This is a genomic window from Bradyrhizobium sp. 215_C5_N1_1, assembly GCF_052075935.1.
Classification (GTDB): Bacteria; Pseudomonadota; Alphaproteobacteria; order Rhizobiales; family Xanthobacteraceae; genus Bradyrhizobium; species Bradyrhizobium barranii.
The window spans coordinates 401,593-426,062 of the sequence record NZ_CP197228.1; the positions used below are offsets into that span (position 1 = coordinate 401,593).

28 protein-coding genes are annotated in these 24,470 nt (G+C 64.8%); 9 read left to right on the top strand and 19 right to left on the bottom strand.

Annotation, left to right across the window (positions count from 1 at the left end; all coding sequences use genetic code 11):
* Nucleotides 1-63: 63 nt before the first annotated feature.
* The 3 genes from AB7G19_RS01860 to AB7G19_RS01870 form a co-directional block, all read right to left on the bottom strand.
* Entirely contained in the window at nt 64-849 is a 786-nt protein-coding gene (locus AB7G19_RS01860; RefSeq protein ID WP_085402931.1) for a hypothetical protein, read from the bottom strand.
* Between the two features lie 80 nt (nt 850-929).
* Nucleotides 930-1,535, bottom strand: a complete 606-nt coding sequence (leuD, locus tag AB7G19_RS01865; RefSeq protein ID WP_014490662.1) for a 3-isopropylmalate dehydratase small subunit — start codon at nt 1,533-1,535, stop codon at nt 930-932.
* Between the two features lie 105 nt (nt 1,536-1,640).
* Nucleotides 1,641-2,210 carry a pyridoxamine 5'-phosphate oxidase family protein gene (locus AB7G19_RS01870; RefSeq protein WP_071908670.1) on the bottom strand — a complete coding sequence of 190 codons (570 nt, stop codon included), beginning with the start codon at nt 2,208-2,210 and terminating at the stop codon, nt 1,641-1,643.
* 100 nt (nt 2,211-2,310) lie between these two features.
* Between AB7G19_RS01870 and AB7G19_RS01875 the strand changes: the two genes are divergently transcribed.
* The gene (locus tag AB7G19_RS01875; protein ID WP_085402930.1) at nt 2,311-3,114 is read left to right on the top strand and encodes a helix-turn-helix transcriptional regulator; all 804 of its coding nucleotides are present in this window, start codon (nt 2,311-2,313) and stop codon (nt 3,112-3,114) included.
* A 4-nt stretch (nt 3,115-3,118) separates the two neighbouring features.
* On the opposite strand, the gene AB7G19_RS01880 is transcribed toward AB7G19_RS01875, so the two are convergent.
* Nucleotides 3,119-3,517, bottom strand: a complete 399-nt coding sequence (locus AB7G19_RS01880) for a metallopeptidase family protein (RefSeq protein WP_071908668.1) — start codon at nt 3,515-3,517, stop codon at nt 3,119-3,121.
* A 166-nt stretch (nt 3,518-3,683) separates the two neighbouring features.
* Between AB7G19_RS01880 and AB7G19_RS01885 the strand changes: the two genes are divergently transcribed.
* On the top strand, nt 3,684-3,965 hold the full coding sequence (locus tag AB7G19_RS01885; RefSeq protein WP_063980388.1) for a hypothetical protein: 282 nt from the start codon (nt 3,684-3,686) through the stop codon (nt 3,963-3,965).
* A 49-nt stretch (nt 3,966-4,014) separates the two neighbouring features.
* Nucleotides 4,015-4,275: a hypothetical protein gene (locus tag AB7G19_RS01890; RefSeq protein ID WP_085402929.1), complete on the top strand. Its 261-nt coding sequence runs from the start codon at nt 4,015-4,017 to the stop codon at nt 4,273-4,275.
* Nucleotides 4,276-4,284: 9 nt separating this feature from the next.
* Here the strand turns inward: AB7G19_RS01890 and AB7G19_RS01895 are convergent, their stop codons facing one another.
* Nucleotides 4,285-4,584, bottom strand: coding sequence for a DUF1330 domain-containing protein (locus AB7G19_RS01895; protein WP_085402927.1), 300 nt, complete (start codon nt 4,582-4,584; stop codon nt 4,285-4,287).
* A gap of 166 nt (nt 4,585-4,750) precedes the next feature.
* Here AB7G19_RS01895 and AB7G19_RS01900 point away from each other — a divergent pair, with 166 nt between their 5' ends.
* Nucleotides 4,751-5,311 carry a hypothetical protein gene (locus AB7G19_RS01900; RefSeq protein WP_085403093.1) on the top strand — a complete coding sequence of 187 codons (561 nt, stop codon included), beginning with the start codon at nt 4,751-4,753 and terminating at the stop codon, nt 5,309-5,311.
* A 51-nt stretch (nt 5,312-5,362) separates the two neighbouring features.
* On the opposite strand, the gene AB7G19_RS01905 is transcribed toward AB7G19_RS01900, so the two are convergent.
* From AB7G19_RS01905 to ffh, 7 genes are all read right to left on the bottom strand, one after another.
* Nucleotides 5,363-5,572: a hypothetical protein gene (locus tag AB7G19_RS01905; protein ID WP_063980389.1), complete on the bottom strand. Its 210-nt coding sequence runs from the start codon at nt 5,570-5,572 to the stop codon at nt 5,363-5,365.
* A 94-nt stretch (nt 5,573-5,666) separates the two neighbouring features.
* Complete coding sequence (leuC, locus tag AB7G19_RS01910; protein WP_063985988.1) at nt 5,667-7,073, bottom strand: 3-isopropylmalate dehydratase large subunit; 1,407 nt, start codon at nt 7,071-7,073, stop codon at nt 5,667-5,669.
* Nucleotides 7,074-7,395: 322 nt separating this feature from the next.
* A complete protein-coding gene (gene rplS, locus AB7G19_RS01915) occupies nt 7,396-7,776 on the bottom strand; it encodes a 50S ribosomal protein L19 (protein WP_063980390.1) in 381 nt (126 codons plus the stop codon).
* Between the two features lie 108 nt (nt 7,777-7,884).
* Nucleotides 7,885-8,640 (bottom strand): tRNA (guanosine(37)-N1)-methyltransferase TrmD, encoded by a 756-nt coding sequence (trmD, locus tag AB7G19_RS01920; protein WP_085402925.1) that lies wholly within the window; start codon nt 8,638-8,640, stop codon nt 7,885-7,887.
* A gap of 119 nt (nt 8,641-8,759) precedes the next feature.
* Nucleotides 8,760-9,317: a ribosome maturation factor RimM gene (gene rimM / locus AB7G19_RS01925; protein WP_085402923.1), complete on the bottom strand. Its 558-nt coding sequence runs from the start codon at nt 9,315-9,317 to the stop codon at nt 8,760-8,762.
* A 9-nt stretch (nt 9,318-9,326) separates the two neighbouring features.
* On the bottom strand, nt 9,327-9,659 hold the full coding sequence (gene rpsP, locus AB7G19_RS01930; protein ID WP_063980395.1) for a 30S ribosomal protein S16: 333 nt from the start codon (nt 9,657-9,659) through the stop codon (nt 9,327-9,329).
* A gap of 85 nt (nt 9,660-9,744) precedes the next feature.
* Nucleotides 9,745-11,289 (bottom strand): signal recognition particle protein, encoded by a 1,545-nt coding sequence (ffh, locus tag AB7G19_RS01935; protein WP_063980396.1) that lies wholly within the window; start codon nt 11,287-11,289, stop codon nt 9,745-9,747.
* Nucleotides 11,290-11,737: 448 nt separating this feature from the next.
* On the opposite strand from ffh, the gene AB7G19_RS01940 reads away from it, so the two are divergent.
* The gene (locus AB7G19_RS01940) at nt 11,738-12,802 is read left to right on the top strand and encodes an MBL fold metallo-hydrolase (protein ID WP_071908661.1); all 1,065 of its coding nucleotides are present in this window, start codon (nt 11,738-11,740) and stop codon (nt 12,800-12,802) included.
* 158 nt (nt 12,803-12,960) lie between these two features.
* Here AB7G19_RS01940 and AB7G19_RS01945 read toward each other — a convergent pair whose 3' ends face one another.
* Complete coding sequence (locus AB7G19_RS01945; protein ID WP_071908660.1) at nt 12,961-13,680, bottom strand: SIMPL domain-containing protein; 720 nt, start codon at nt 13,678-13,680, stop codon at nt 12,961-12,963.
* Nucleotides 13,681-13,685: 5 nt separating this feature from the next.
* The gene (locus tag AB7G19_RS01950) at nt 13,686-14,429 is read right to left on the bottom strand and encodes a GyrI-like domain-containing protein (protein ID WP_071908659.1); all 744 of its coding nucleotides are present in this window, start codon (nt 14,427-14,429) and stop codon (nt 13,686-13,688) included.
* Nucleotides 14,430-14,635: 206 nt separating this feature from the next.
* On the opposite strand from AB7G19_RS01950, the gene dapF reads away from it, so the two are divergent.
* Nucleotides 14,636-15,511 carry a diaminopimelate epimerase gene (dapF, locus tag AB7G19_RS01955; RefSeq protein ID WP_071908658.1) on the top strand — a complete coding sequence of 292 codons (876 nt, stop codon included), beginning with the start codon at nt 14,636-14,638 and terminating at the stop codon, nt 15,509-15,511.
* Nucleotides 15,511-16,764 carry a tRNA (N(6)-L-threonylcarbamoyladenosine(37)-C(2))-methylthiotransferase MtaB gene (mtaB, locus tag AB7G19_RS01960; RefSeq protein WP_085402919.1) on the top strand — a complete coding sequence of 418 codons (1,254 nt, stop codon included), beginning with the start codon at nt 15,511-15,513 and terminating at the stop codon, nt 16,762-16,764. The genes dapF and mtaB overlap by 1 nt, the downstream gene beginning before the upstream one ends.
* Nucleotides 16,765-16,921: 157 nt before the next feature.
* Here the strand turns inward: mtaB and AB7G19_RS01965 are convergent, their stop codons facing one another.
* Both AB7G19_RS01965 and AB7G19_RS01970 read right to left on the bottom strand, forming a co-directional pair.
* Nucleotides 16,922-18,031 (bottom strand): DUF2336 domain-containing protein, encoded by a 1,110-nt coding sequence (locus AB7G19_RS01965; RefSeq protein WP_085398325.1) that lies wholly within the window; start codon nt 18,029-18,031, stop codon nt 16,922-16,924.
* A 248-nt stretch (nt 18,032-18,279) separates the two neighbouring features.
* Complete coding sequence (locus AB7G19_RS01970; protein WP_085398329.1) at nt 18,280-18,981, bottom strand: RluA family pseudouridine synthase; 702 nt, start codon at nt 18,979-18,981, stop codon at nt 18,280-18,282.
* A gap of 60 nt (nt 18,982-19,041) precedes the next feature.
* Here AB7G19_RS01970 and ftsY point away from each other — a divergent pair, with 60 nt between their 5' ends.
* Both ftsY and AB7G19_RS01980 read left to right on the top strand, forming a co-directional pair.
* Nucleotides 19,042-19,989: a signal recognition particle-docking protein FtsY gene (gene ftsY / locus AB7G19_RS01975; RefSeq protein WP_071908655.1), complete on the top strand. Its 948-nt coding sequence runs from the start codon at nt 19,042-19,044 to the stop codon at nt 19,987-19,989.
* 2 nt (nt 19,990-19,991) lie between these two features.
* A complete protein-coding gene (locus AB7G19_RS01980) occupies nt 19,992-20,594 on the top strand; it encodes a septation protein A (RefSeq protein ID WP_028158565.1) in 603 nt (200 codons plus the stop codon).
* 2 nt (nt 20,595-20,596) lie between these two features.
* Here the strand turns inward: AB7G19_RS01980 and AB7G19_RS01985 are convergent, their stop codons facing one another.
* The 3 genes from AB7G19_RS01985 to AB7G19_RS01995 form a co-directional block, all read right to left on the bottom strand.
* On the bottom strand, nt 20,597-22,345 hold the full coding sequence (locus AB7G19_RS01985) for a Dyp-type peroxidase (protein ID WP_085398326.1): 1,749 nt from the start codon (nt 22,343-22,345) through the stop codon (nt 20,597-20,599).
* Nucleotides 22,342-23,712 (bottom strand): hypothetical protein, encoded by a 1,371-nt coding sequence (locus AB7G19_RS01990; RefSeq protein ID WP_144030563.1) that lies wholly within the window; start codon nt 23,710-23,712, stop codon nt 22,342-22,344. The genes AB7G19_RS01985 and AB7G19_RS01990 overlap by 4 nt, the downstream gene beginning before the upstream one ends.
* A 166-nt stretch (nt 23,713-23,878) precedes the next feature.
* Nucleotides 23,879-24,463: a DsbE family thiol:disulfide interchange protein gene (locus AB7G19_RS01995; protein ID WP_085398328.1), complete on the bottom strand. Its 585-nt coding sequence runs from the start codon at nt 24,461-24,463 to the stop codon at nt 23,879-23,881.
* Nucleotides 24,464-24,470 lie beyond the last annotated feature (7 nt).

The following is a 24,470-nucleotide window of genomic DNA, read 5'->3' on the forward strand; positions in this document are numbered from 1 at the left end:
CGTGAACGCGCTTATGGTGCTGCGCTGCGTCCGGGGCAGGAGAGCGCCGCGTAGCGGACTGAGTTACGCGAACCGCTCCGTCGCCCACGCATACAGGCTGCCCGGGATCGGTTTTTCGCCGCCGCGGCCCTTGGGCGAGATGTGCAGGCCGATGATCTCGGGGTTGGTGACGAGGCCGAGATAGCTCGAGGGATCGAAGAACAGTTTTGGCTCGGCATGCACGGCGTAGAACGATTGCTTCGGCAGTGCGTTTTGTAATTCACCGGTGCGGCGCGCGAGCGCAGTGAGCGCCGCTGGTCCGAAGATCGCGACGCGAATATCCGAGAGACGGTTCGAGCCCCCGCGCAGGCGACGCATCATGAAGGTGATGCGATGGCGCACCGACAGCCAGTTCGGCGTCAGCTCCTCCTGCTCCATCAGCTCCTCGAAGGCGGCAACGATGCCGTGCTTCGCCGGCAGATAGATCACGGAATTGCCGAGCTGGCGCGGCCGCTCCCAGGCGAAGTAGGGCTTTGCCGGGTCGATCTCGACGGGTTTCAGCAGCAGCACGTCGGCATCGAGCCAGAGGCCGAGGTTCTTCGCCATCAGCTTCATGCGGAAGAAGTCGCTGAACTGCAGCGTGGTCCAGTCGCGCCAGGTGCCGTCCGGCTGCGGCGGTCGCAATCGTTCGGAGAACGCGTGCGGCAGGATCGCCTCGGCGTCCGCATTGCCGATGCCCGCGGGCAGGCCGGGAATGGTGTCGAAACTGTAGACCGTGACCTTGTGGCCGGCAGCTAACTGCGAGCGCAGACAGGTCTGGCGCAGTGCGTCCATCGGGCCGTGCCAGAAGGTGACGATGTCGGGCAGCATGCGCGTCAGTTTAGGGGTTAATCAGGACAAAGAAAAAGCCCCGGCGCTATCAGCACCGGGGCTCGAACTGGAGCTCGATCTCAGGCCCAGGCGCGCTCGCGCTTGAGCTTTTCCTCGTAGGTGTCGATCGAGGCCTTCTTCTCCATCGTCAGGCCGATGTCGTCGAGGCCGTTGATCAGGCAGTGCTTGCGGAACGGGTCGATCTCGAACTTGACCTTGCCGCCGTCGGGGCCGCGGATCTCCTGGTTCGGCAGGTCGATCGTCAGCGTCGCGTTGGCGCCGCGCTCGGCGTCGTCGAACAGCTTGTCGAGGTCTTCCTGGCTGACGCGGATCGGCAGAATGCCGTTCTTGAAGCAGTTGTTGTAGAAGATGTCGCCGAACGAGGTCGAGATCACGCAGCGGATGCCGAAGTCGAGCAGCGCCCAGGGCGCGTGCTCGCGGCTCGAGCCGCAGCCGAAATTGTCGCCGGCGACCAGCACCTTCGAATTGCGATAGGCGGGCTGGTTGAGGACGAAATCCGGATTCTCGCTGCCGTCGTCCTTGTAGCGCTGCTCGGAGAAGAGCCCCTTGCCAAGGCCGGTGCGCTTGATGGTCTTGAGGTACTGCTTCGGAATGATCATGTCGGTGTCGACATTGATGATCTTCAGCGGCGCCGCGACGCCTTCCAGCGTGGTGAACTTGTCCATTTCAGGCTTCCCGGTTTGAAGTCAGGGGAGGGCTATTTAGCCCGGTTGGCACACAAATCCTAGGCCGGATTCGGCAGGCCTAGGGGCGTAAATCGAGGTTCGTCTTCAGCCTGGCGGAGCCATGCTGTCAGGGGCAAAGCCGGTCGGCAGGCCGTCGATGCTCTTCATGTTCTTCAGACCCCAGTATTTTCGCAAATTGTTGACACCCTGCGCCGTCCAGTAGCGCACGAGGCTGCCGCGTTCTTGTCTGTAGTCGAACAGCGGCACGCCCATACCGCATGACGTCTGCACGAGGTCGACCGAGAGGCGCACGATTTGGCGGGCGCCTGCCATGTCCTCGAAGTCAGGAACGAGATCGGAATATTCCGGCGTGCCGCGCATGAGCGATCGAGCCTGGCCATAGAGCCGCAGGATCATCGGGGCGCCGTCGAAGGCGCAAAACATGATGGTCAGCCGCTTGTCGTCGGAGGCGGTCAGATGCGCACGGGTCTCGCTGCCGCTGCCGGTGCAATCGAGGTAGGCGACGTCGCTCTCTCCCAGCACCCGGAATGACGACAGGCCCTTGGGAGACACGTTGATGCGTCCCTTCGGCGGGGCGCTCGCGACGAAGAAGATCTTCTGCCGTTCGATGAAAGCCCTGTGCTCGGGTTCGATCCTTGCGAATTGCCTGCCCATACCCGTTCGTCCTTTCCGCAGCGACGCCGCAGCGGCAAAGAGTTAGCATGCCAATTATACCCGTTTAAGATTGGTTCTTTATGCTGGTATAAAAACCACCATGAAGGGACCAGACCCGATCGCTCCAGCTCTCTCGCTCAGCGCGTTCCTGCGCGCGCTCCGGGAGCGCCAGTCTCCGGCAGAATTCGGCCTCGCCGCCGGAGCACGGCGGCGCACGCCCGGCCTCCGGCGCGAGGAGGTCGCTCAGCTCTGCGGATTGAGCGTCACCTGGTACACGTGGATCGAGCAGGGTCGCGATGTCTCCGTCTCGGCTTCGACACTTGCGCGCCTCGCACGCGGATTGCGCCTGTCACGAGCGGAGCGCAGCTATCTGTTCGAAGTTGGGGGCAAGCGCGATCCCGAGCGTCCCGGCCACAGGGATGATCCGCCAGAGGAGGTGCTGGCCTGCGTCGATGCGATCGATGGGCCGGCCTACATTCTCGATCGCACATGGGGCGCGCGTCGTTGGAATGCGAAAGCGTCCCGGTTGTTTGCCGGATGGCTCGATGCTGACGGCGAAAAAAATCTTCTGCGCTACATCTTCCTCAGGCCCGAGGCGCGAACACTGATCCTCGACTGGACCTCACGCGCGCAACGCGTCGTCGCAGAATTCCGCGCCGCTGTTACAGCCTATTCCGACGATCCGGACATTCGCCGGCTCGTCGAGGAACTGAGAGTTGGAAGCCCCGACTTCGAACGCTGCTGGGAGACGCAGGGGGTTCTGGCACGCGAAGGCGGCGAGCGTGCGTTCGATCATCCGACCATGGGACTGCTGCACTATCAGCAGGTTTCGCTGTCTCTCGCGGGCTGGTCCGACTATCGACTGACGATGCTTCTCGCTGCGCCAACCATACGCAACCGATGACGTCCTACTCCGCCTGAGCCTCAATCGCCGCCATATCGTCGTCCGAGAGGCCGAAATGGTGGCCGATCTCGTGGATCAGGACGTGGCGGACGATGTGGCCAAGGCTCTCGTCGTGCTCGGCCCAGTAATCCAGGATCGGCCGGCGGTAGAGCCAGACCATGTTGGGCAGCCGCGCCACGTCGCCCAGGCTCTGTTGGGGCAGGCCGACGCCCTGGAACAGGCCGAGCAGGTCGAACTCGCTCTCGCATTCCATCTCGTCCATCACTTCCTCGGTCGGGAAGTCGTCGACACGGAGGATCACGCCCTCACAGAGGCCGCGAAATTCCGCCGGCAGGCGCTCGAAGATGTCGTGCGCCGTCGCTTCCATCTCCGCCAGCGAGGGCGCTTTCAATTCCGTCCACATGGGCTTTTCTTAGCGCGGGTTCCGTGGCGATGCATCCGGCTTTATAGAAGGCTACGAAGAGTTGACGCCGCGCGCGAAAACGGGGAGCGTACGGCGCCTCAAGGGGATAGCTCAGGTGGGTGGTGGTGCGATGCGGGCGGGAACAGCAGTACTGGTTCTACTTTGCATGGGGTTATTTTCGCAATTTTGCGTTGGTGCGGAAGCCCAGACGGCCGGCGCCGGTGTCAGGCTGGCCCAGGCGGCCTCGCCAGACGACGTTCCTCCGCCGCGCAGGCGCCCGCCCGCCCGGCTGCGCGTCACGCCCTACTACGCTCCGGACGGCGTCTATCCGCGCTACTATCCGGGTCCCGATGCGGTCCGCGAGTGCAACGCCACCTATGTGCAGGAATATCGGCCGAGCGGCACGGTGATCGTGCCGCATATGAGCTGCTACTGGCGGCGGGGCTGACGCGCCTCAACGGCCGCGTGATGCCCGCATCTTGAGGGCGGAGTTCGTCATGACGAGATGGATTGCATTGGCCGTTGTCGCCGGGCTCGCAGCGGGTTTGCCTCGCGCTTCAACCGCGCAGAGTGTGACGAAGTCGGATGCCTCGGCCGGGACAGCGATTTTCGATGCGAGACGGCACGCAAGACACCATGACGTTGCGCGGCGCTCAGCGCCCCATGATCCGCATTATTACGCGCGGCCCGTCTACTACCGTCCCTATCCCTACGGCGTGCCGGCACCCTTCGTGTTCGGCTACGGGCCGTGGTGGTGACGCGCCGCGTTAGCCCGCCGGCGCAAATCCCCTGACCAGCAGCACGGTTGCCTGCGCGCCCGCCTTGCGATCGCGCGAGATCTCTTCGTAGTCCGGCGAATTCGAGAAGGCGAGGAACGCGGCCTCGTCGGGAAACGACATCATGACGAGCTTGTCGAACGGCCACGGGCCCTCGAGCACGCGCGGCTGCTCGTCGGCGGCGAGCAGCCGTCCATTGTACTTTCTGAACACGTCGAAGAACCGCGCCTGATAGCGGTCATAGGCCGCGCGGTCCGTCATCTTCAATTGCGCGATCGCGTAGACGGTCATCTTTCGAATTCCTTTTGTCGTGGCACGGCGCCTCGGCAGGAAGCTTGTTCATTCACAAGGCGTTCACGTCGCTGTCCCTAATTTAATCTTGGGAGCGACTGCAATTGAACAGCGATGCGAGCGACGCTGCGCCGCAATGCTGCCGTTCAGATTCAGGGAGAATTCCATGCTGCGGATCTTGGATGCTCGGACAAGCCCGATACGCTTGCTCGGGCTTGCGGCTGTTGCCACGCTGATGCTGTCGGCCGGGACTGCACAACGTGCCGAAGCGATGACTCCGATCAATCCGACGCCGTTGCCGGCGGCGAAGGCTGCAAGCGACGACATGATCACGCAGGTTCGCCACGGTGGCGGCGGTGGTGGACATGGTGGCGGCTTCCATGGCGGTGGCGGTTTTCGTGGTGGTGGTTTCCATGGTGGCGGAGGACATATCGGCGGTTTCCGCGGCGGTGGCTTTCACGGCGGCCATATCGGCGGCTTCCGCGCCGCGCCGGCCTTTCACGGTGGCGGCTATCGCTACGGCGGATTTCGCCACTATGGCGGTTTTCATCGCTACGGGATCTATCGCCCGCATTACGGCTATCGCCACTTCCACCGGCGCTATTATTACGGCGGCTACTATCCCTACTACAACTATCCGCGCCGCTGCCGGGTGATCTGGACCTATTACGGTCCGCGCCGCGTCTGCCGGTGGCATCGCTGGCACTATCCGTACCGCTATTGGTAATCGCGATCGAAATGAAAAGGGCGCCGCGACGGCGCCCCTTGTTCGTGTGGCCTAGAGCCAATCCTTCAGCTTCCACGACGCCGGCTTCCACCGCGTCAGGTTCTCGAGCTTCCACTGCTTGATCATCGCCGGCGGCCAGCGGCTGAGCTTCGAGGTCTCCTCGACCTCGGGCTTGGCGACGATGGGCAAGGGCGTTGCGCGTCGCCGGTGCTGGCGCGTCGCCTCGCCGATCAGATCGACATATTCAGGCTTGTTGGCCATGCGCTGTGTCCTCGCGAAACCGTCGCGAGGACGCAGTGTCGGCGATGCCGATTAACGGCCGTTTGCTGCTTTAGCTCAAATTGCAGGGAGCGGCTTACCGCCACTCCCTGACGTCGACGAAGTGACCCGCGATCGCGGCGGCTGCCGCCATCGCCGGCGACACCAGATGCGTGCGGCCCTTGAAACCCTGGCGGCCCTCGAAGTTGCGGTTCGAGGTCGAGGCACAGCGCTCTTCCGGAGCCAGCTTGTCCGGGTTCATCGCGAGGCACATCGAGCAGCCCGGCTCGCGCCATTCGAAGCCGGCCTTGATGAAGATCTTGTCCAGACCCTCAGCTTCGGCCTGCTCCTTCACGAGGCCGGAGCCCGGCACGACCATGGCGTTGACATGCGCTGAAACGGTCTTGCCTTCGGCAATCTTCGCCGCCGCGCGCAGATCCTCGATGCGGCCGTTGGTGCAGGAGCCGATGAAGATGCGGTCGAGCTTGATGTCGGTGATCTTGGTGCCCGCGGTCAGGCCCATGTATTTCAGCGCGCGGTGCTTGGAGAGACGCTTGGCCTCGTCCGCGATCTGATCCGGATCGGGCACGATGCCGGTCACCGAGATGACGTCCTCAGGCGAGGTGCCCCAGGTCACGATCGGGGGCAGCTTGGCAGCGTCGAGGCGCAGCTCGTGGTCGAAATGCGCGCCGTCGTCGGAGCGCAGCTTCTCCCAGTAGCGCATCGCCGCGTCCCAGTCCGCGCCCTTCGGCGCCTTCGGGCGGCCGCGTAGGAAGTCGAACGCCTTCTGGTCGGGCGCAACCAGGCCGGCGCGCGCGCCGCCCTCGATCGACATGTTGCAGACCGTCATGCGGCCTTCCATCGACAACGCGCGGATCGCATCGCCGGCGTATTCCAGCACGTAGCCGGTGCCGCCGGCAGTGCCGATCTCGCCGATGATGGCGAGGATGATGTCCTTGCCCGTCACGCCTTCAGGCAATTTGCCGTCGACGGTCACGCGCATGTTCTTCGCCTTCTTCTGGATCAGCGTCTGCGTCGCCAGCACGTGCTCGACCTCGGAGGTGCCGATGCCGTGTGCGAGCGCGCCGAACGCGCCATGCGTCGAGGTGTGGCTGTCACCGCAGACGATGGTGGTGCCGGGCAGGGTAAAGCCCTGCTCGGGGCCGATGACGTGGACGACGCCCTGGCGCTTGTCGAACTCGTCGTAATATTCGATGCCGAATTGCTTGGCGTTCTCGGCCAGCGCCTTGATCTGCTCGATGCTCTCCGGATCGGGATTCGGCTTGGTGCGATCGGTGGTCGGCACGTTGTGGTCGACGACGGCGAGCGTCTTTTCCGGCGAGTGCACCTTGCGGCCGGTGGCGCGCAGACCCTCGAACGCCTGCGGCGAGGTCACTTCGTGCACCAGATGGCGGTCGATATAGAGCAGGCAGGTGCCGTCGTCGGCTTCGTGCACCAGATGGTCGTTCCAGATCTTGTCGTACAATGTGGTCGGCTTGGACATGAGCTTCAGCTCCAGGAATGTTGTGGTGCGGATATGCGCGGTCACGCGCGGGCAACAAAATCGTCAGCGCAGCTTTTAGGCTGCGCGCGTAAGCTCTGACGTTGCCGAGGTCGCGAAGCGTCCGAAGAACCGGCCAGGCAGCCGCGAGCGATCGTCGATGACGATGCGCGTGACGGGGGCGAGGCTGGTCTGATCTGGAAACATTCCAAGAATATATAGCAGGCCGAATTGGAAGCGCGAGTGCTTTGACGCGCACGGCTGACGCAACAAAAAAGCGCGGGGCTTTGCCCCGCGCTCTCTAGAACTCGTCTGTAAACGGAGCTTACTCGTTGACGGCCTTGGCGTGCTCAGTCTTCTCGACGATGCGGGCCGACTTGCCGCGAAGGTTGCGGAGGTAATAGAGCTTGGCACGACGCACCTTGCCGCGGCGCACCACCTTGATCGAGTCGATCATCGGGGAGAGCAGCGGGAACACGCGCTCGACACCCTCGCCATAGGAGATCTTGCGGACGGTGAAGCTCTCGTTGAGGCCGCCGCCGGAACGGCCGATGCAGACGCCTTCATAGGCCTGCACGCGGGTACGGTCGCCTTCGACGACCTTCACGTTGACGATCACGGTGTCACCGGGACCGAATTCCGGAATCTCCTTGCTGGCGGAGAGCTTGTCGAATTGCTCTTTTTCGAGCTGTTGGATCAGGTTCATGGGTAAGTCTCCATCGGCGCGCCCAGCCGCAGGACGGGGGCTGCGCGAAATTCGTTGATCCAGCTATTGCGGATGTGGCCGCTCCTATAAGGCAAGCCGGAGGGTTTGTCACCCGTCTGTCTTGTTTTTTGGCGTTTTTTGGCGTCTTGCCCGATTCGGGGCTTTGGCCGGGATTTGGGCCCACAAATCAGGCCGCCGGGCCGCGGTCAGGGCCTCGGATTGTGCCCGCCGCCAGGCTGCAACCTTGGCGTGGTCGCCGGAGGTCAGGGTCTCCGGGATCGGAGCCCCCTCGAACAGCTGCGGACGGGTGTATTGGGGGTATTCGAGGAGGCCCTCCGAAAAGCTTTCCTCGGTTCCCGAGGCCTCCTTGCCCATCACGCCGGGCAGCAGCCGGACGCAGGCGTCGATCAGGGCCAGCGCGGCGATTTCGCCCCCGGACAGCACGTAGTCGCCGATCGAGACCTCCTCCAGGCCCCGTCCGTCGATCACCCGCTGGTCCACCCCCTCGAACCGTCCGCAGACGATCAGGGGGCCTGAACCCTCGGCCAGCTCCATCACCCGGGCCTGGGTCAATGGCCGACCCCTCGGGCTCATCAGCAGCTTCGGCCGGTCCGGGCTGATCTCGACGGCATCGATCGCCGCCGCCAGAACATCGGCCCGCAGCACCATGCCCGGTCCGCCGCCGGCCGGGGTGTCATCGACGCTCCGATGCCGGTCGGTGGCGGAAGCCCGGATGTCCCGCGCCTCGAGCTCCCAGAGCCCGCCAGCAAGCGCCCGGCCGGCCAGGCTCACGCCGAGCGGTCCCGGAAACATCTCCGGAAACAGCGTCAGCACCGTCGCGCGCCAGGGTGAAGGGTTGGTCATCGGATCTCAGTTCTTGTCGTCCCGGGGCGCGCGAAGCGCGAGCCCGGGACCCATAACCACCGCACTTCGCTTTGCGATGATCGAGGCTACCAGCTTAGCCAAAAAACCACGGCCTGTGATTATGGGTCCCCGCCTTCGCGGGGACGACCCGTGGATTGGGCTTCCTCCTTATCCTCACCCTCGATCTCCTGCGGCAGCGCGATCACGACGCGGCCGCCTGTGAGATCGACTTCCGGCACCACCGCGTTTGTAAACGGCAGCAGCATCGTCGTGCCTTTGGGCGGAGCGATCTCGATGATGTCGCCGGCGCCGAAATTGTGGATCGCGAGCACGCGGCCGAGCGCATCGCCGTCAGGGGTGACGGCGGCGAGCCCGATCAGGTCGGTGTGGTAATATTCGTCCGCATCGGTCGCGGGCAGCTTTTCGCGCGCGACGTAGAGCTCGATGCCGTTGAGGCGCTCGGCCTCATCGCGGGTCGTGACGCCCTTGAACGTCGCGACCAGATGATCCCTGGCCTCGCGCGCCTGCGCGACCTCGAACTGGCGCTTGCCGTCCTTGGACAGAAGCGGCCCGTAGCGTTTGATGGCAAAGGGATCTTCCGTGAAGGTCCACAGCTTGACCGCACCGCGCACACCATGGGCGGCGCCGATCCGCGCGACGCAGACCAGCGCCGACATGATCTGACCTTAACCCTTCGCGGCGGCTTCGGCCTGCGCCTTGCGCTCCTTGCGCGGCACGGCCTTCTCAGGGTTGTTGCGCGCTTCGCGCTTCTTGACGCCGGCGGCGTCGAGGAAACGCGCCACGCGGTCCGACGGCTGCGCGCCCTTGGCGACCCAGGCCTTCACCTTGTCCATGTCGAGCTTGAGGCGGGCCTCGTTGTCCTTCGGCAGCAGCGGGTTGAAATAGCCGAGACGCTCGATGAAGCGGCCATCACGGGGAAAGCGCGAATCGGCGACGACGACGTGATAGACGGGGCGCTTCTTGGTGCCTGCACGAGCGAGGCGGATAACGACGGACATCTGGTTCTCCTTCAAAGTACAGTTTGTTCGGTTGATTGGTATTCCGCGTCGCGCGAGATGCTTAGGATCCCTCGCGACGAATTCCTCATTTCTTCTTGCCCGGAAATCCGCCGAGGCCCGGCAGCGTCGGCTTGCCGCTCAGCCCGGTCAGTCCGGGAACGTTGGGCAGGCCGGTGCGCAGACCAGCGGGCAAATCCTTCGGCAGGCTGGGCAGACCTTGTCCGCCGCCTTGCATCTTCTCCTGCAACGCCTTCATCTCTTCCGGTGAGGGCGGCTTCATGCCGCCGCCAAAGCCCATCGCCTGCGCAATGCCGGCGAGCGGGCCGCGCTTGCCCGAGCCCATGGCCTTCATCACGTCGGCCATGTTCCGGTGCATCTTGAGCAGCTTGTTGACCTGCTCGACGCTCTGGCCGCTTCCTGCGGCGATGCGCTTCTTGCGGCTGGCCTTGAGCAGGTCGGGATGACGGCGCTCGTCGCGCGTCATGGAATCGATCACCGCGACCTGGCGCTTCAGGATCTTGTCGTCGATGCCGGCGGCCGCGATCTGGTTCTTCATCTTGGCGATGCCGGGCATCATGCCCATCAGCCCGCTGATGCCGCCCATGTTCGCCATCTGCAACAGCTGCTCGCGCATGTCGTTGAGGTCGAACTGACCCTTGCGCATGCGCTCGGCGGTGCGCGCGGCCTTCTCGGCGTCGATGTTGGCGGCGGCACGTTCGACCAGCGAGACCACGTCGCCCATGCCGAGGATGCGGCCGGCGATACGATCGGGGTGGAAATCTTCGAGCGCGTCGGTCTTTTCACCGGTGCCGATCAGCTTGATCGGCTTGCCGGTGACGGCGCGCATCGACAGCGCGGCGCCGCCGCGCCCGTCGCCGTCGACGCGGGTCAGCACGATGCCGGTGAGCCCGACGCGCTGATCGAAGGCGCGGGCAAGATTCACGGCGTCCTGGCCGGTGAGGCTGTCGGCGACCAGCAGCACTTCATGCGGATTGGCAGCGGCTTTGATCGCAGCCGCTTCCGCCATCATGTCCTCGTCGAGCGTGGTGCGGCCGGCGGTGTCGAGCAGCACGACATCGTAGCCGCCGAGCTTGCCGGCCTCCAGCGCGCGCTTCGCGATCTGAGCCGGCTGCTGGCCGGCGACGATCGGCAGCGTCGGAATGTCGAGATCGCGCCCGAGCACGGCCAGCTGCTCCATCGCCGCCGGGCGATAGATGTCGAGCGAAGCCATCAGCACCTTGCGCTTGTCGCGCTGGACCATGCGGCGGGCGAGCTTGGCGGTGGTGGTGGTCTTACCGGAGCCTTGCAGACCGACCATCATGATCGGCACCGGCGGCACGGAATTGACGTCGATGGTCTGGCTTTCGGCACCGAGCGTGTTGATCAGCTCGTCATGGACGATCTTGACCACCATCTGGCCGGGCGTGACCGACTTGACGACGGTGGCGCCGATCGCCTGCTCGCGGACGCGCTCGGTGAAGCTGCGCACCACCTCTAACGCGACGTCGGCCTCCAGCAGCGCGCGGCGCACCTCGCGCATCGCGGCGTCGACGTCCTTTTCGGTCAGCGCACCGCGCCCCGTCAAACGATCGAGAATGCCACCAAGCCGTTCCGACAGATTGTCGAACAATGCCGTTGTCCCTTGTCCTGCTCGCGCAGGGTTGCCGCGTTCACCATCGTCATGCCCCGGCTCGACCGGGGCATCCAGTACGCCGCGGCACCTCGGTTCAGCCGAGCTGCCTCTGGGATACTGGATCGCCCGATCAAGTCGGGCGATGACCACTTCCTAAGCAAGCGATCTTCCAAACACCTTTGCGCCCGAGGGCGCACAGCGCTGTCGGGCGTTGGCCTCTGGCCTCCAGGGCCAGTGGGCGGGTCGAAAAGAAAGCCTTTCCGAGAAAGTGGCGGGGTTAAACGCCGCTCACGCCCAAAAGTCAAGGAAAGTTAGGGTGCCGGGGTGCCTTTGCCAGGGCAAGGCCCTGAGAATACGGAACTTTTGGCGGCCGGTTCCTTTTGCCTGGGCTCCGCCCATATAGAAGATGATGACTTACCTCCGTTACCATCCCTGAAGCCCGCTTGTGCCGATCACCCGCCGCCGCGTTTTCGGACTGCTCGCCGGTGGTGCCGCGCTGGTCGGTGTTCCGCCCCTCTGGATGTCCCGCATGAAAACCTATGACGGCCCGGTCTCCGACCATTTTGACGGCCTGACGTTCTTCGATCCCGACGGGGCGCCGCCGAGATCGCTCGGCGAGGTGCTGCGGTGGCAATTAGGTGGCCGGGGGCAGCGCGCGGACTGGCCCGACTGGGTGCCCAACCCCCATGCCGACACGCCGCCGCAGCGCGTCGAGGGCGACAAGGTGCGGCTCTCCTTCGTCGGCCACGTCAGCTGGCTGGTCCAGGCCGGCGGCCTCAACATCCTCGTCGATCCCGTCTGGTCCTCGCGGGTCTCGCCCGTCAGCTTTGCCGGACCGAAGCGGCACAACGACCCCGGTATCGCGTTCGAGAAGCTGCCGAAGATCGACGTCGTGCTGGTCTCGCACGGTCATTACGATCATCTGGACATCGCGACGCTGTCGCGGCTTGCCAAGAACTTTGCGCCGCGCGTGGTGACGCCACTCGGCAACGACGTAACGATGCGCAGCGCCGACTCCTCCATCAAGGTGGAGGCCTTCGACTGGCACGATCGCGTCGAGCTCGGCGGCGGCATCGCCGTGACGCTGGTGCCGACCCGGCACTGGTCGGCGCGCGGCATGTTCGATCGCAACAAGGCACTGTGGGCGAGTTTCGTGCTGGAGACGCCGGCGGGGAAAATCTACGTGGTCTGCGATTCCGGCTATGGCGACGGCGGGCACTTCCGCCGCGTCGCAGAGAAGCACGGGCCGCTGCGTCTGGCGATCCTCCCGATCGGCGCCTACGAACCGCGCTGGTTCATGCGCGACCAGCACATGAATCCGGAAGACGCCGTGAAAGCGCTGGCCGATTGCGGCGCGCAAGCCGCGCTCGGGCATCATCACGGCACGTTCCAGCTGACCGATGAAGCGATCGACGCGCCGGCCAAGGCACTGGTCGAAGCGTTGGATGCCGCGAAGCTTCCGCAGGAACGGTTCGTGGCGATGCAGCCGGGACAGGTGGTGGAGATCTAAATCCATCCACGTACACAACTTGCCCCGGACGCAGCGCAGCGTCTCTTCGACGGTGCGCTGCAGAGCCGGGGCCCATGCAGCAGCACGTGCCGTTGGCTTTCTGGGTCCCGGCCCTGCGCAGCGGCGTTTCACGCTGCAGCGCGTCCGGGACAAGAGACTTATTTGCCTTCAGGGCGAATAATCGCCCAGCTCACATTCACCGTCACCGACAGCGTTTCCTCGCCCGGCGCGACTGCCGCGGGCGCCGCCATCGGCGCTGTTGCCATTCTTGCCTTGAACAGCGGCACCGGAGCGCCGCCCTCGGATACGCTGAGCGGCGCGCCGAGCGTGACGCCGGTGGCCTTGGCGTAGATCTCGGCCTTGCGGCGGGCGTCCACGACCGCCTGTTCGCGGGCGTCGTCGAGCAGTTTTGAGGCCTGCGTCACCTCGAACGAGATGTTGCCGATGTCGTTGGCGCCGGCGCCGACCAGCGTGTCGATGATGCCAGCGACCTTGGTCACGTCGCGGATCTTCACGGTAACGCGGTTAGAGGCGCGGAAGCCGACCACGGGCGAAGCGCCGGTGGATTTGTTCTGGCCGTACTGCGGCTGCAAGGACAGGCGCGAGGTCTGATAGTCCTTCTCGGCGATGCCGGCGCCCTTCAGCGCCAGCAGTACCTTGCCCATCGCGGCGTTGTTGGCGTCGGAGGCTTCCTTCGCCGACTTGGCGTCGTTGGCGACGCCGGCGTCGATCTGCGCGAGATCGGGCGCCGCGGAGATCGTGGCTTCGCCGCTCACCGAGATCGCGGAGGGAAAATCGTCCGCGCGTGCGGGCGTCGCCAGCAGCGTGGCGGCGACAGCGGCGGCAATAGACGTAAAAAGGACGGCAGGCTTCTTCATCTCTCTCACTTCAATGGCACGAACACGTTGATCACGAGCTTGTCCTCGGCCGTCTTCAGGGGATCGGTGAGGTACTCCTCGATAAAGGTGTCCTTGGCTTCCAGCTTCTTGTCGTCGAGGTGATTGGTGATCGCCTCATAGGTGTTGTCCATGTTGTCGTAGGAGCCGCGATGGACGAATTTCAACGCCTTGCCTTCCGGCGATTTGCCGATGCTCATGTCCTTGGGCAGGTTCTTCGGGTCCTGCTCGACCGGGATCTCGGCCAGGAAGGTGAAGCCGGTGTCGTCGGTCGAGGTGTAGACGATCATCGAATTGCCGGCGGGCTTGATGCCCTGCTTGTCCAGCAGCGTGTTCAGCGCCTTGAAAGCGTCGATCAGCGTGTCGAAGGCCGAATCCCAATTGGCAGTGCCCTTGACCATCACGACCTTCTTCGGCTCGAGCGTGGTCTCCAGGCCAAAGGGATCGGCGGTCTGCACCGGGGCAGGCGTCGCGGCCGCAGCGGGCGGTGGGGCCGCCGGAGCGGGTGAGGGCGAAGCGCTGGCCGCAGGCGATGGCGCCGGAGAGGGCGCCGCCGCGGGCGCCGGTGCGGCACTTGCGGCCGGGGAGGGCGAGGCCGACGGAGCCGGCGAGGGGCTGGCCGACGCGGCGGGCGCCGGGCTCGGGGTCTGCGCCAGAGCGCCGGGCACGCCAAACGACATGGTCGCTGCCGGGATCAGCGCGAGCAGTGCGAGGCGACAAAAACGATTCATTCTATTCTCCCCAAGGGCTTATGCGCCAAGGCCTTACGTCCCCAAGGCCTTGAGCCGGCCGCGCGTCCCGGATTGCGCGAACCGTGCCGTTCTAACACGCGAGTGCCGAATTCGTCCCATGACAGATGCGTCATGGCCATGGCGGCAAATCACTGGCCAAGCCGCCAAGGATCGCCATATAAGGCAGGCGAAATTCGGGACATTTCATGAGCGCTCTGGCCAACCACGCATTTGCCAAGATGAACGGCATCGGCAACGAGATCGTCGTTGTCGACATGCGTGATTCCGCCGCGCCGGTGACGCCGGACGACGCCCGCGCGGTCGCGTCCGCGCCGGGCGGCGTGCCTTACGACCAGCTCATGGTGCTCCGGAAGCCGCGGTTCGACGGGACCGAGGCCTTCATCAGCATCTACAACAATGACGGCTCCGAGGCCGGCGCCTGCGGCAACGGCATGCGTTGCGTGGTGCGGCGGATCTTCGAGAAGACCGGGCAGACCACGGCAACGTTCGAGACCGCCGCAGGCCTGCTCAATTGCTGGCAGGGCCCGGCGCCCGATCTCTACACCGTCGATATGGGCGCGCCAAAGTTCGGCTGGCAGGAGATTCCGCTGGCGGAAGAGTTTCGCGACACCCGCTACATCGAATTGCAGATCGGGCCGATCGACAATCCGATCCTGCATTCGCCTTCAGTGGTGAGCATGGGCAATCCGCATGCGATCTTCTGGGTCGAGGACGTCAACGCCTACGATCTCGAGCGTTTTGGTCCGCTGCTGGAAAATCATCCGATCTTCCCCGAACGTGCCAACATCACGCTCGCCCATATCGTCGATCCCCAGCACATCACGATCCGCACCTGGGAGCGTGGCGCGGGCCTGACCAGAGCTTGCGGTTCGGCGGCCTGCGCGACCGCGGTCGCTGCCGCGCGGCTGAAGCGCACCGAGCGCAATGTCGAGATCACGCTGCCCGGCGGCAAGCTCGGGATCGAATGGCGTGAAAGCGACGACCACGTGCTGATGACGGGCCCCGCGACCTTCGAATATGAGGGCTCCTTCGATCCGGCGCTGTTCGCGCCGGTCGGCTGATGGCCGTCGACGTCGTCACCTTCGGCTGCCGCCTCAACGCCTTCGAGGCCGAATTGATCCGCCGCGAGGCTGAAGGCGCTGGCCTTTCCGATACCATCGTCATCAACAGCTGCGCCGTCACCAACGAAGCGGTGGCGCAGGCGCGCCAGTCGATCCGTAAATTGAAGCGCGAACGACCGGGCGCGCGCATCGTCGTCACCGGCTGTGCGGCGCAGACGCAGAGCCGGATGTTCGCAGACATGGCCGAGGTCGATCGCGTCCTCGGCAATGACGACAAGATGCGCAGCGAAGCCTGGCGCGATGCGCGTGCCGCGTTCGATCTCGGTGCGAGCGAAAAGATCGCCGTCAGCGACATCATGGCGGTGAAGCAGATGGCGCCGCATCTGATCGGCGGCTTTGCGAGCGGCCTGCCGCGCGTGTTCGTCCAGGTGCAGAACGGCTGCGACCATCGCTGTACGTTCTGCATCATCCCCTACGGCCGCGGCAATTCACGCTCGGTGCCGATGGGCGCGGTGGTCGATCAGGTGCGGGCGCTTGTTGCGCGCGGCCATGCCGAGATCGTGCTGACCGGTGTGGACCTCACCAGCTATGGCGCCGACCTGCCGGGTGCACCAAGACTCGGCATGCTGACCAAGCAGATCTTGCGGCATGTGCCGGAGCTGAAGCGCCTGCGCATCTCCTCGATCGATTCGATCGAGGCCGATGCCGATCTGCTGGATGCCATAGGCGACGATGCGCGCCTGATGCCGCATCTGCACCTGTCGCTGCAATCCGGCGACGACATGATTTTGAAGCGCATGAAACGGCGGCATTCGCGCAACGATGCGATCGCGTTCTGCGACGAGGTTCGCCGCCTGCGTCCGGATATCGCCTTCGGCGCCGACATCATCGCGGGCTTTCCGACCGAGACCGAGGAGATGTTTTCGCGCTCGCTGGATCTCGTGGAGGAGTGCGGTCTGACGTTCCTGCACGTCTTCCCGTATTCGCCACGCCCCGGCACGCCGGCCGCGCGGATGCCGCAGGTCGCAGGTGGTGCGATCAAGGAGCGTGCGAAGCGGCTGCGTACGGCGGGCGAAGCGGCATTACGACGGCGGCTGCAAGAGGAAGTGGGTACGACGCGCGATGTGCTGATCGAGAGCGGCAGCCAGGGCCGCACGGAGCACTATCTGCCGGTGGCGATCGCGGGTGAACGTATTGGCCGTGTGGTGCCGCTGATGATTGCCGGCAGCGATGGCGAGAGGTTGACCACGTAAGCAGTGCTTGCTTCCTTCTCCCCTTGTGGGAGAAGGTGGCGCGAAGCGCCGGATGAGGGGTTGCGTCCGCAAGCGCGGAGTTGAGTTTGCGGAGAGAGACCCCTCACCCGCCTCGCTTCGCGATGCACCCTCTCCCACAAGGGGAGAGGGGAAGAGCCTACAACGCCCGCACCTGCCAGAATCGCAGCGTCCGCCGCGCGTTCTCCGACGTCATTCGCGCGTAATTGCTTTTCGCTCTCGCGATATCAGCGGGTTTCATCGCGCCGGTGGCAAAGCGACTCTCGAGCACGGCGGCTGTGGTTTCCCAGCTGAGCTGGGCCGCCTTGCACGGCACCAGCAGGCCGTCCTCGCGCAGGCTCTGCATCAACGGGCGAATCACCTCGATGGTCGATCCGGACAGTGCCGCCAATGCAGCCACGGCTTCCTCGTAGCGCCGCTGCGTGGCGAAGCCGAGCAGCGTCGCTTCGGTCAGCTGGCCAGTCGCCTTGAGATTTGCGATGGCCCGCTTGGCGCCTTCGAAATCGCGCACGACCGACATCTCGCGCTCGACACCGACGGTCACGGCGGCGATCGCGCCCTGGATCTCCTCGAACAGATGCGGCGGTGCGCGCGACAGCAGCCGGGTCCGCACGGCATCCGTGGCCGAGCGCAGCAACCGGCGGCGCAAGTCGGACGGCAGGTCGACGCGGACGCCGACGCTCACGGCGAGCTCGGGATCGGCCTCGGCCTGCCCGACGATGACGGCAAATCCGTTTCCGGAAACGCGCGCGCCGGGATTGGCGGCAAGCCGCCGGCTGACGCTGGGATAGCGCCGCGCCAGCAGCGCATCGGTGACGATCTCCTTCAGCCACCAGCGACCGGCGACCGCGAGCAGATGCGATTCGCCCTTGCTGGAGGCGATCTTCACCAGCTCGCCATCGTCGAGGCGAGCGGATTCCTGGAGCACGGGGCCGGCGATGCGAATTTCGTCATTATTGGCGAGGCGGCGGATCACGGAGGGCGGCGCCTGCGCGATCGGCGCAAGCTGCGCGCTGATCTCGGCCAGCGCAACGCGTGCGCCCATGTCGGCGATGGCGCGCAGCTCGATGGTGCCGATCAGGCGCTCGAGCACGTCGTCGAACAGCGCGATCTGCTCGTTGCCAAAACTTCCGGCGGAGGAGAGGAACAGGTCGGTGACGCGGCGGGCCGTTTCCAGGCCCTTTTCCGCCGAGCCGAGCCGAATCGCTGATTCGACTTCATCGATGATCGAAAACTCGGCCGTGGACATGACGCGTTGCTCGTCCTGAGCGAATGACGGAAGCTTGTTCTAAGCAATCGCTATCAATAGAGACGAGCACTGAACGTTTCGTAAACCACGGGGCGGAAGGCGAGCACTGCTTTGCTCCCCGAACGGCCACTGCTCCTCATCCTGAGGAGCCCGCGAAGCGGGCGTCTCGAAGGATGGCCGCGGGCGACAGTCGGGCCTTCATGGTTCGAGACGGCGCTGACGCGCCTCCTCACCATGAGGGGCTAAAACTATTCCCCATTCCACCCGCAGGCGCGGAGCTTTTCGTGCATGTGGGGCGGGGCCGGCGCGACCACGCGGATCGGCTCCTTGTTCCGGGAGATAGGCACCACGATCTCGCGGGAATGCAGGTGCAGCCGCGGCTCGCCGAAGCGCGGGCCGTTGCCGTAAATGTTATCGCCGAAGATCGGCCAGCCGGTCGACGCCGAATGCACCCGCAATTGATGGGTTCGGCCGGTCACCGGTTCCATGGCGAGCCAGGTCAGCCCGTCGCTCCGGCCCATCACTTTCCAGTTGGTGATCGCCTTTTGGCCCTCGGGATCGGGTTTCTGCCACCAGCCGCGCTCGGCATTGAGCCGGCCGAGCGGCATGTCGATGTTGCCTTCGTCCTCGGCAGGGCCGCCCTCGACCACGGTCCAGTAGGTCTTGCCGATCTTGCCGTGCTTGAAGAGGAGGCCGAGCGAGGCCGTCGCCTTGCGATGGCGGCCGAGCACGAGGCAACCGGAGGTGTCCTTGTCCAGCCGGTGGGCCAGCACCGGCGGCCGCGGCAGGCCGAAACGAAGCGCGTCGAACGACGTTTCCAGATTGGCCCCGCCCTTGGGGCCGCGATGCACCGGCAGGCCGGCGGGCTTGTCGATGACCAGCATCAGCCCGTCGCGATGGAGCACGCGCGCCAGGATCTCGTCGGCGGTCAATTCGGGAACATCGAGCAATTGCAAGACTTTCGGTCAACACTTTCGTTTGGGAGCCGGAACGGCTAACACACCGCCACCATGAACGATACCACGTCAGATCCCCCCAAGCTGAGCTGGTGGCGCCGCCTGTCCAACGGGCTGAAGCGTACCTCGTCCTCGCTCGGGACCGCGGTCGCCGACCTCGTCACCAAGCGCAAGCTCGACCGCGCCATGCTCGACGACATCGAGGACGTGCTGCTGCGCGCCGACCTCGGCACGTCGGTCGCGGTGCGGATCGCGGACGCTGTCGGCACGGGGCGCTATGACAAGGCGATCTCGGCGGACGAGGTCAAGGACGTCGTCGCCACCGAGGTCGAGAAGGTGCTGGCGCCGGTGGCAAAGCCGCTCGAGATCGACGCGGGCAGGAAGCCGTTCGTCATCCTCGTCGTCGGCGTCAACGGCTCCGGCAAGACCACGACCATCGGAAAGCTCTCGCAAAAATTCGCATCCGAAGGCCGCAAGGTGATGCTGGCCGCCGGCGACACGTTTCGCGCGGCCGCGATCGAGCAGCTCAAGGTCTGGGGCGAGCGCACCAGGACGCCGGTTATCGCTGGCACCCAGGGCTCGGATTCGGCAAGCCTCGCCTTCAACGCGCTGACGGCAGCGAAGGAGCAGGCCATCGACGTGCTCCTGATCGACACCGCCGGCCGCCTGCAGAACAAGGCCGAGCTGATGAACGAGCTCGAAAAGGTCGTGCGCGTGATCCGCAAGGTGGACGACACTGCGCCGCATGCCGTGCTGCTTGTGCTCGACGCCACCGTCGGCCAGAACGCGCTGTCGCAGGTCGAGGCCTTCCATCGCACGGCGGGGGTCACCGGCCTCGTGATGACGAAGCTCGACGGCACCGCGCGCGGCGGCATTCTGGTGGCGCTCGCGGAGAAATTCAAACTGCCGGTGCATTTCATCGGCGTCGGCGAAGGCGTCGACGATCTCGCGCCGTTCACCGCGCGCGATTTCGCCCGTGCGATCGCCGGAATCGAAAGCTGAGAATGGACAAGACCCAGCCGCATCCGCTGTTCAAGCTCGCGACCGAGCTCGGTCCGCTGCTCGTGTTCTTCTTCGTGAATGCGAAGTTCAATCTGTTCGCCGCGACCGGCGCCTTCATGGTTGCGATCGTCGCGGCGATGATCGCGTCCTATGTGGTGACGCGCCATATCCCGATCATGGCGATCGTGACAGGCGTGATCGTGCTGGTGTTCGGCACGCTGACGCTGGTGCTGCACGACGAGACCTTCATCAAGGTCAAGCCGACCATCATCTACGGCCTGTTCGCGGCGATCCTCGGCGGCGGCCTGTTGTTCGGCCGCTCCTTCATCGCCGTGATGTTCGACCAGATGTTCAACCTGACCCCGCAGGGCTGGCGCATCCTCACGCTGCGCTGGGCGCTGTTCTTCGCCGGCATGGCCATCCTGAACGAGATCGTCTGGCGCACCCAGAGCACGGACTTCTGGGTGAACTTCAAGGTGTTCGGCGTCACGCCGATCACGATGATCTTCGCCATCGCCCAGATGCCGCTGACCAAGCGCTACGGGATCGAGCCGGCGTCGCTGGAGGCGAGCGAGGCCGAGGCGGGGGATGTAAGGAAGGGGTAGCGTCAGCGCTTGCCGCGCGCCTTTCGTCCCGAAGACGTCTTGCGCGCCACCTTCGGAAGATCCTTGTCCGGGCCCACACCTTCCAGCCGGTGATCGGCAGAGAGTTGAACGGACAGCTCCGGTTGCGTGCCGGCAATGACGGTTCCGAGCGCCGTGATCGAAGGGACGAAGAAGTAGCCTCCGCCGGACGCCGTCACGAATTCTCCGTCGGCCTCGACCCGCGCCTGCTGCAATCCCTTGCCGAAAATGCCGCACCTGCGCACGCCGTCCGCCGCCGCCGCGTTCTGCCCGACGATCATGTCGTGGCCGCTCGGTGCCTTGGGTCGCGATTCGTCGTTGATCCAGCGCGCCTGGAGGAATTCGAATTGCTCCTCGATCGAGCTTTGAATGCTCAGGAACAACAATCCGCGCTCCGGTTCGCCCTCCACCTTCCTGGCGTAGCGATTTTTGAGTGACGGGCCGAAGGGGACGCCGACGCGCAGGAGTCTCCGCTCAAAGGTGGAGCTGCGCCCGCCCATATCCGAGGGCGCATCTCGCGTGTTCACCTTGCGGATGTGTGCGGCAAGCGGGCACGTCAGTCCGACCGGATCCGCCTCTGCCTGCGGAAACGGGTCCTTGCCGCCGATGAGCTTCAAGGCATGCGTGTTGGAATCAAAGCGGAAGTGATTGTTGGCGAACGAGTTCTCACCCAGGTCCTCGTCGTCGCCCTCGGGCACCCGGTTGACGGGCGCTCCGCTCGGCCAACGTCCGACCAGCCGGGACGCAAGCGTTTTCTCGTCCATCTTGTCGAAGCCGGGAAGGGTGGAGAGACGCTCCGCTTCATCGCGCATCGTTCGCCAGAACAGGCCGACATCCTGCAGCAGGCGGCGATAGACCAGATATGACCCGTTTCGCATCCACCACGGTGATGGTTCGAGGACAGGGCCCGGTATCAGCGGGTCCGGGCCTGTTTGCGGATAACCGATGACGAATTCACCCGGCCAAACCAGATCCTGTCCCGGATAGCCATAGAGCGCGGCCGCCGGAAATTGTGAGCGGTCCACATATCTGTCGGTGATGAAGTCGTCATCTGCGCCGGATGCCCGTCCGCGGACGCCAGGTTGCGACACACCATCGTCGAAGCCGAAGTGCTCGTGACCGACCTGGCCCTCGACGTCGTCCCGGACATTGCCGACCTGCTCGTTGATCTTGGCGCCGGTGGCCACGAAGGCCTTCACGATCTCGTCCGCCCGCAGCCGGACAGATTTCCGGTCGTCGCCGGCGACGACCACGAGAATGTCGAGTTCCTCACTGGGCTTGCCGACGCTCCATGTCGTCGGATTGCCAGGCGTGCCCGGCGTCGTCGAGTCACCCAGCAAGGCGGAGCGCGCGACCATCCCGTTCTTGTACGCTACGCTCGGGATCAGCGCGGCGCCGACCGCGAGATCGAACAGTCCCTGGTAGCCGAAGCCGATCGCCACCAGGGGCGGGAACACCGTCTTCTGCTTCTGGTCGGAGGACTTGGAGCTGGGCGATTTGGCCAACTGCCGGTGTTCGCGGCGATCGCGCAAGGTGTCGGCCGCGGTCGAGATATCGGGCGTCAGCTTCGCCAGAAGCGTTCTGAGGCTCGCCATGTCGGCCTCTTTGCGCTGATAGCGAATGCCCAGCAGAATTTGATGCGGCTTCAGGAAGCCGGGCACCGCGATCCCCTGGATGTCGTCCATGTCGAGGACAGGCTCGAGCGGCCAAGGCATGTTACCGGCGCTGCTCATCGGACCCCCCTGACGGGCCGCGCGCTTGCAAGTGCTGCGCGGGTCACCCGCTGCTCCAGTTCTCCGCTTTCATGGACGAAGGCCGGGATGGTCCCGTTGGGCACCCCCATTCGCGAGCGTACGAAAACTTCGCGGGCGCCGACGGGATCGACATTTCCGACGGTCGGCATCGGCAGCGACGGATTGTTCGTCGAGCCAAGCGCCCCCGCCGCGCCGACGAGCTTGACCGTGATGCATTCGGCGATGTGCCCGCCGAACGCGATGGGAACGCCGCCGATCGTGATGTCGGACACCGTGAACTCGCCGCCGGGCACTTCCACGACCAAGCGCTCGATGAGATGAGGCTGCCCGCGCACGACATGGACGCAATCGTTCCTGCTCATGCCGCCGGGAAACTCCCAGCCTGCGAGGTCGATGTGATCCATGTAGAGCCCGACGGGGTTTGCCAGCGTGATCATGGCCCCCGCTCTGGCGAGCGCGTTCACGGTAGCGGCTATCGTCGGATCGCTGTTGCGGTTCGGCCCGCCCATGCCCGTGCCCGCGATGAATGCGTCGGGATCGACCACCGGATTGCCATGCGCATTATGATAGAGCTGGGTGGCGTCGGCGCCGAGCTGGATCTCGGCGGTCAGCGCGTTGGGCGGTGCGGTCAGGTGCACGATGCCGTGCGTCGTATTCCACTTGTTGTGGGGGTTGTAGTCGCCGGGATTCAAATTGCCGAAGGGCGAATTGATCGGCGTCTGCGCCTGGAGGTCCTTCATCTCGACCTTGGGGCTGACGAGCTTGCGATAGAGCTCCAGCACCAGATCCTTGGACCCCGGGAACGGGACACTCGATCCAGGCACCGTGCCACCATACATCGCGAACCAATATTCCGGTGGCTCGGACGTGAAGCATACGCGGCGGATACGGCCCGAATCCGGATCGCGGTCGACGTGCCATTCACAATATTCGACCAAAGGCCGGTAGAAGATGTCGTCGGGAAAGTCGACGCCCGGCGCGCCGGCGCCGGTACGCGCCGGTACGTCCGGGTTGTAGCGCCAATCATATCGGTATGCCGACATCGGCCACAGCTGGTCGGCCTCGATCAGCGCGCGCCTCCGGCCGAAACGACGCAGCAACTCCTTGGGAAACGCATTCCAGAGAACCGCCTGCTCGATCGTCGGGCCGGGGTCGAACCGTACGGCGGAGAAGAAAGCGGAGCGCGCCGTCGCACCCTTTGCAACTTTCTGCAAGGCAGCTTCTTCTACGCCGATCGAGGAATCAAAGGCCTCGAGAACAAACTTGTGCCAGGCCTCGCGCTGTCCCTCGATGAGGTCGAAATCCGTCATCCGCGCGGGAGGGTCGTAGGCTTCGAGCAGCGCCATGCGCAATTCCTCGCTCACAAGCAATCGTCATAAAAATTCAAAAATGAAATCGGTGACTGGAATGGCCGGTCACTGGTGGCGAGCCTAGCTCTCACCCTTTGGTTGTCAAGCAGGGTTGGTGAGAATTTCGCGAAGCAATGAGGGATGCCGGCAGGCCTCCACGTCTCTACTTCAACGCCTTCTCCATCTGCGGCAACAACACCGTGCGCAGATTGTCCGGCGTGATCGGTCCGACCAGCTTGTAGACGATGGTGCCTTCGCGCCCGACCACGAACGTCTCCGGCACGCCATAGACGCCCCATTCGATCGAGGCGCGGCCGTTGGCATCCACGCCGACGCGGCCGAACGGGTTGCCGTAGCGGCCGAGGAAACGGCGCGCATTGTCGGCCGCGTCCTTGTAGTTGATGCCGACGAGCTGGAAGCGTTTGTCCTTGGCGAGCTCGGTCAGGAGCGGCGCCTCGTCATGGCAGGGCACGCACCAGGACGCCCAGACATTGACGAGGCTGACCTTGCCCTTGAACGCGGCGGGATCGAGGCCCGGCACCTGCGAATTGTCGGCCTGCAATCCCTCGAGCGCCGGCAGCGCGGTCTGCGGCGCCGGCCGGCCGATCAGCGCGGACGGAATCCGCGAGGGATCGCCGCTGCCGAGCCGGAACCAGAACAGCAGCGCCAGGGCGATGAAGGCGATCAGCGGCAGCACCATCAGGAAGGTGCGGCGCTGCGGCGGAGCGGACGTCGGTTGATCGCTCATGATTGAT

What these genes read in the sequence shown, in the direction of transcription:
- leuC (WP_063985988.1), bottom strand. Translation starts at nt 7,073, where the DNA reads ATGTCCAAGCCGACCACATTGTACGACAAGATCTGGAACGACCATCTG.
- rpsP (WP_063980395.1), bottom strand. Translation starts at nt 9,659, where the DNA reads ATGTCCGTCGTTATCCGCCTCGCTCGTGCAGGCACCAAGAAGCGCCCC.
- AB7G19_RS01965 (WP_085398325.1), bottom strand. Translation starts at nt 18,031, where the DNA reads ATGTCCACGGCCGAGTTTTCGATCATCGATGAAGTCGAATCAGCGATT.
- trmD (WP_085402925.1), bottom strand. Translation starts at nt 8,640, where the DNA reads ATGACCAACCCTTCACCCTGGCGCGCGACGGTGCTGACGCTGTTTCCG.
- AB7G19_RS01985 (WP_085398326.1), bottom strand. Translation starts at nt 22,345, where the DNA reads ATGAGCAGCGCCGGTAACATGCCTTGGCCGCTCGAGCCTGTCCTCGAC.
- AB7G19_RS01950 (WP_071908659.1), bottom strand. Translation starts at nt 14,429, where the DNA reads ATGAATCGTTTTTGTCGCCTCGCACTGCTCGCGCTGATCCCGGCAGCG.
- rplS (WP_063980390.1), bottom strand. Translation starts at nt 7,776, where the DNA reads ATGAACCTGATCCAACAGCTCGAAAAAGAGCAATTCGACAAGCTCTCC.
- leuD (WP_014490662.1), bottom strand. Translation starts at nt 1,535, where the DNA reads ATGGACAAGTTCACCACGCTGGAAGGCGTCGCGGCGCCGCTGAAGATC.
- dapF (WP_071908658.1), top strand. Translation starts at nt 14,636, where the DNA reads ATGAGCGCTCTGGCCAACCACGCATTTGCCAAGATGAACGGCATCGGC.
- AB7G19_RS01870 (WP_071908670.1), bottom strand. Translation starts at nt 2,210, where the DNA reads ATGGGCAGGCAATTCGCAAGGATCGAACCCGAGCACAGGGCTTTCATC.
- mtaB (WP_085402919.1), top strand. Translation starts at nt 15,511, where the DNA reads ATGGCCGTCGACGTCGTCACCTTCGGCTGCCGCCTCAACGCCTTCGAG.
- AB7G19_RS01875 (WP_085402930.1), top strand. Translation starts at nt 2,311, where the DNA reads ATGAAGGGACCAGACCCGATCGCTCCAGCTCTCTCGCTCAGCGCGTTC.
- AB7G19_RS01900 (WP_085403093.1), top strand. Translation starts at nt 4,751, where the DNA reads ATGCTGCGGATCTTGGATGCTCGGACAAGCCCGATACGCTTGCTCGGG.
- AB7G19_RS01860 (WP_085402931.1), bottom strand. Translation starts at nt 849, where the DNA reads ATGCTGCCCGACATCGTCACCTTCTGGCACGGCCCGATGGACGCACTG.
- AB7G19_RS01945 (WP_071908660.1), bottom strand. Translation starts at nt 13,680, where the DNA reads ATGAAGAAGCCTGCCGTCCTTTTTACGTCTATTGCCGCCGCTGTCGCC.
- AB7G19_RS01885 (WP_063980388.1), top strand. Translation starts at nt 3,684, where the DNA reads ATGGGGTTATTTTCGCAATTTTGCGTTGGTGCGGAAGCCCAGACGGCC.
- rimM (WP_085402923.1), bottom strand. Translation starts at nt 9,317, where the DNA reads ATGTCGGCGCTGGTCTGCGTCGCGCGGATCGGCGCCGCCCATGGTGTG.
- AB7G19_RS01995 (WP_085398328.1), bottom strand. Translation starts at nt 24,463, where the DNA reads ATGAGCGATCAACCGACGTCCGCTCCGCCGCAGCGCCGCACCTTCCTG.
- AB7G19_RS01895 (WP_085402927.1), bottom strand. Translation starts at nt 4,584, where the DNA reads ATGACCGTCTACGCGATCGCGCAATTGAAGATGACGGACCGCGCGGCC.
- AB7G19_RS01980 (WP_028158565.1), top strand. Translation starts at nt 19,992, where the DNA reads ATGGACAAGACCCAGCCGCATCCGCTGTTCAAGCTCGCGACCGAGCTC.
- AB7G19_RS01990 (WP_144030563.1), bottom strand. Translation starts at nt 23,712, where the DNA reads ATGGCGCTGCTCGAAGCCTACGACCCTCCCGCGCGGATGACGGATTTC.
- AB7G19_RS01905 (WP_063980389.1), bottom strand. Translation starts at nt 5,572, where the DNA reads ATGGCCAACAAGCCTGAATATGTCGATCTGATCGGCGAGGCGACGCGC.
- ftsY (WP_071908655.1), top strand. Translation starts at nt 19,042, where the DNA reads ATGAACGATACCACGTCAGATCCCCCCAAGCTGAGCTGGTGGCGCCGC.
- AB7G19_RS01890 (WP_085402929.1), top strand. Translation starts at nt 4,015, where the DNA reads ATGACGAGATGGATTGCATTGGCCGTTGTCGCCGGGCTCGCAGCGGGT.
- AB7G19_RS01880 (WP_071908668.1), bottom strand. Translation starts at nt 3,517, where the DNA reads ATGTGGACGGAATTGAAAGCGCCCTCGCTGGCGGAGATGGAAGCGACG.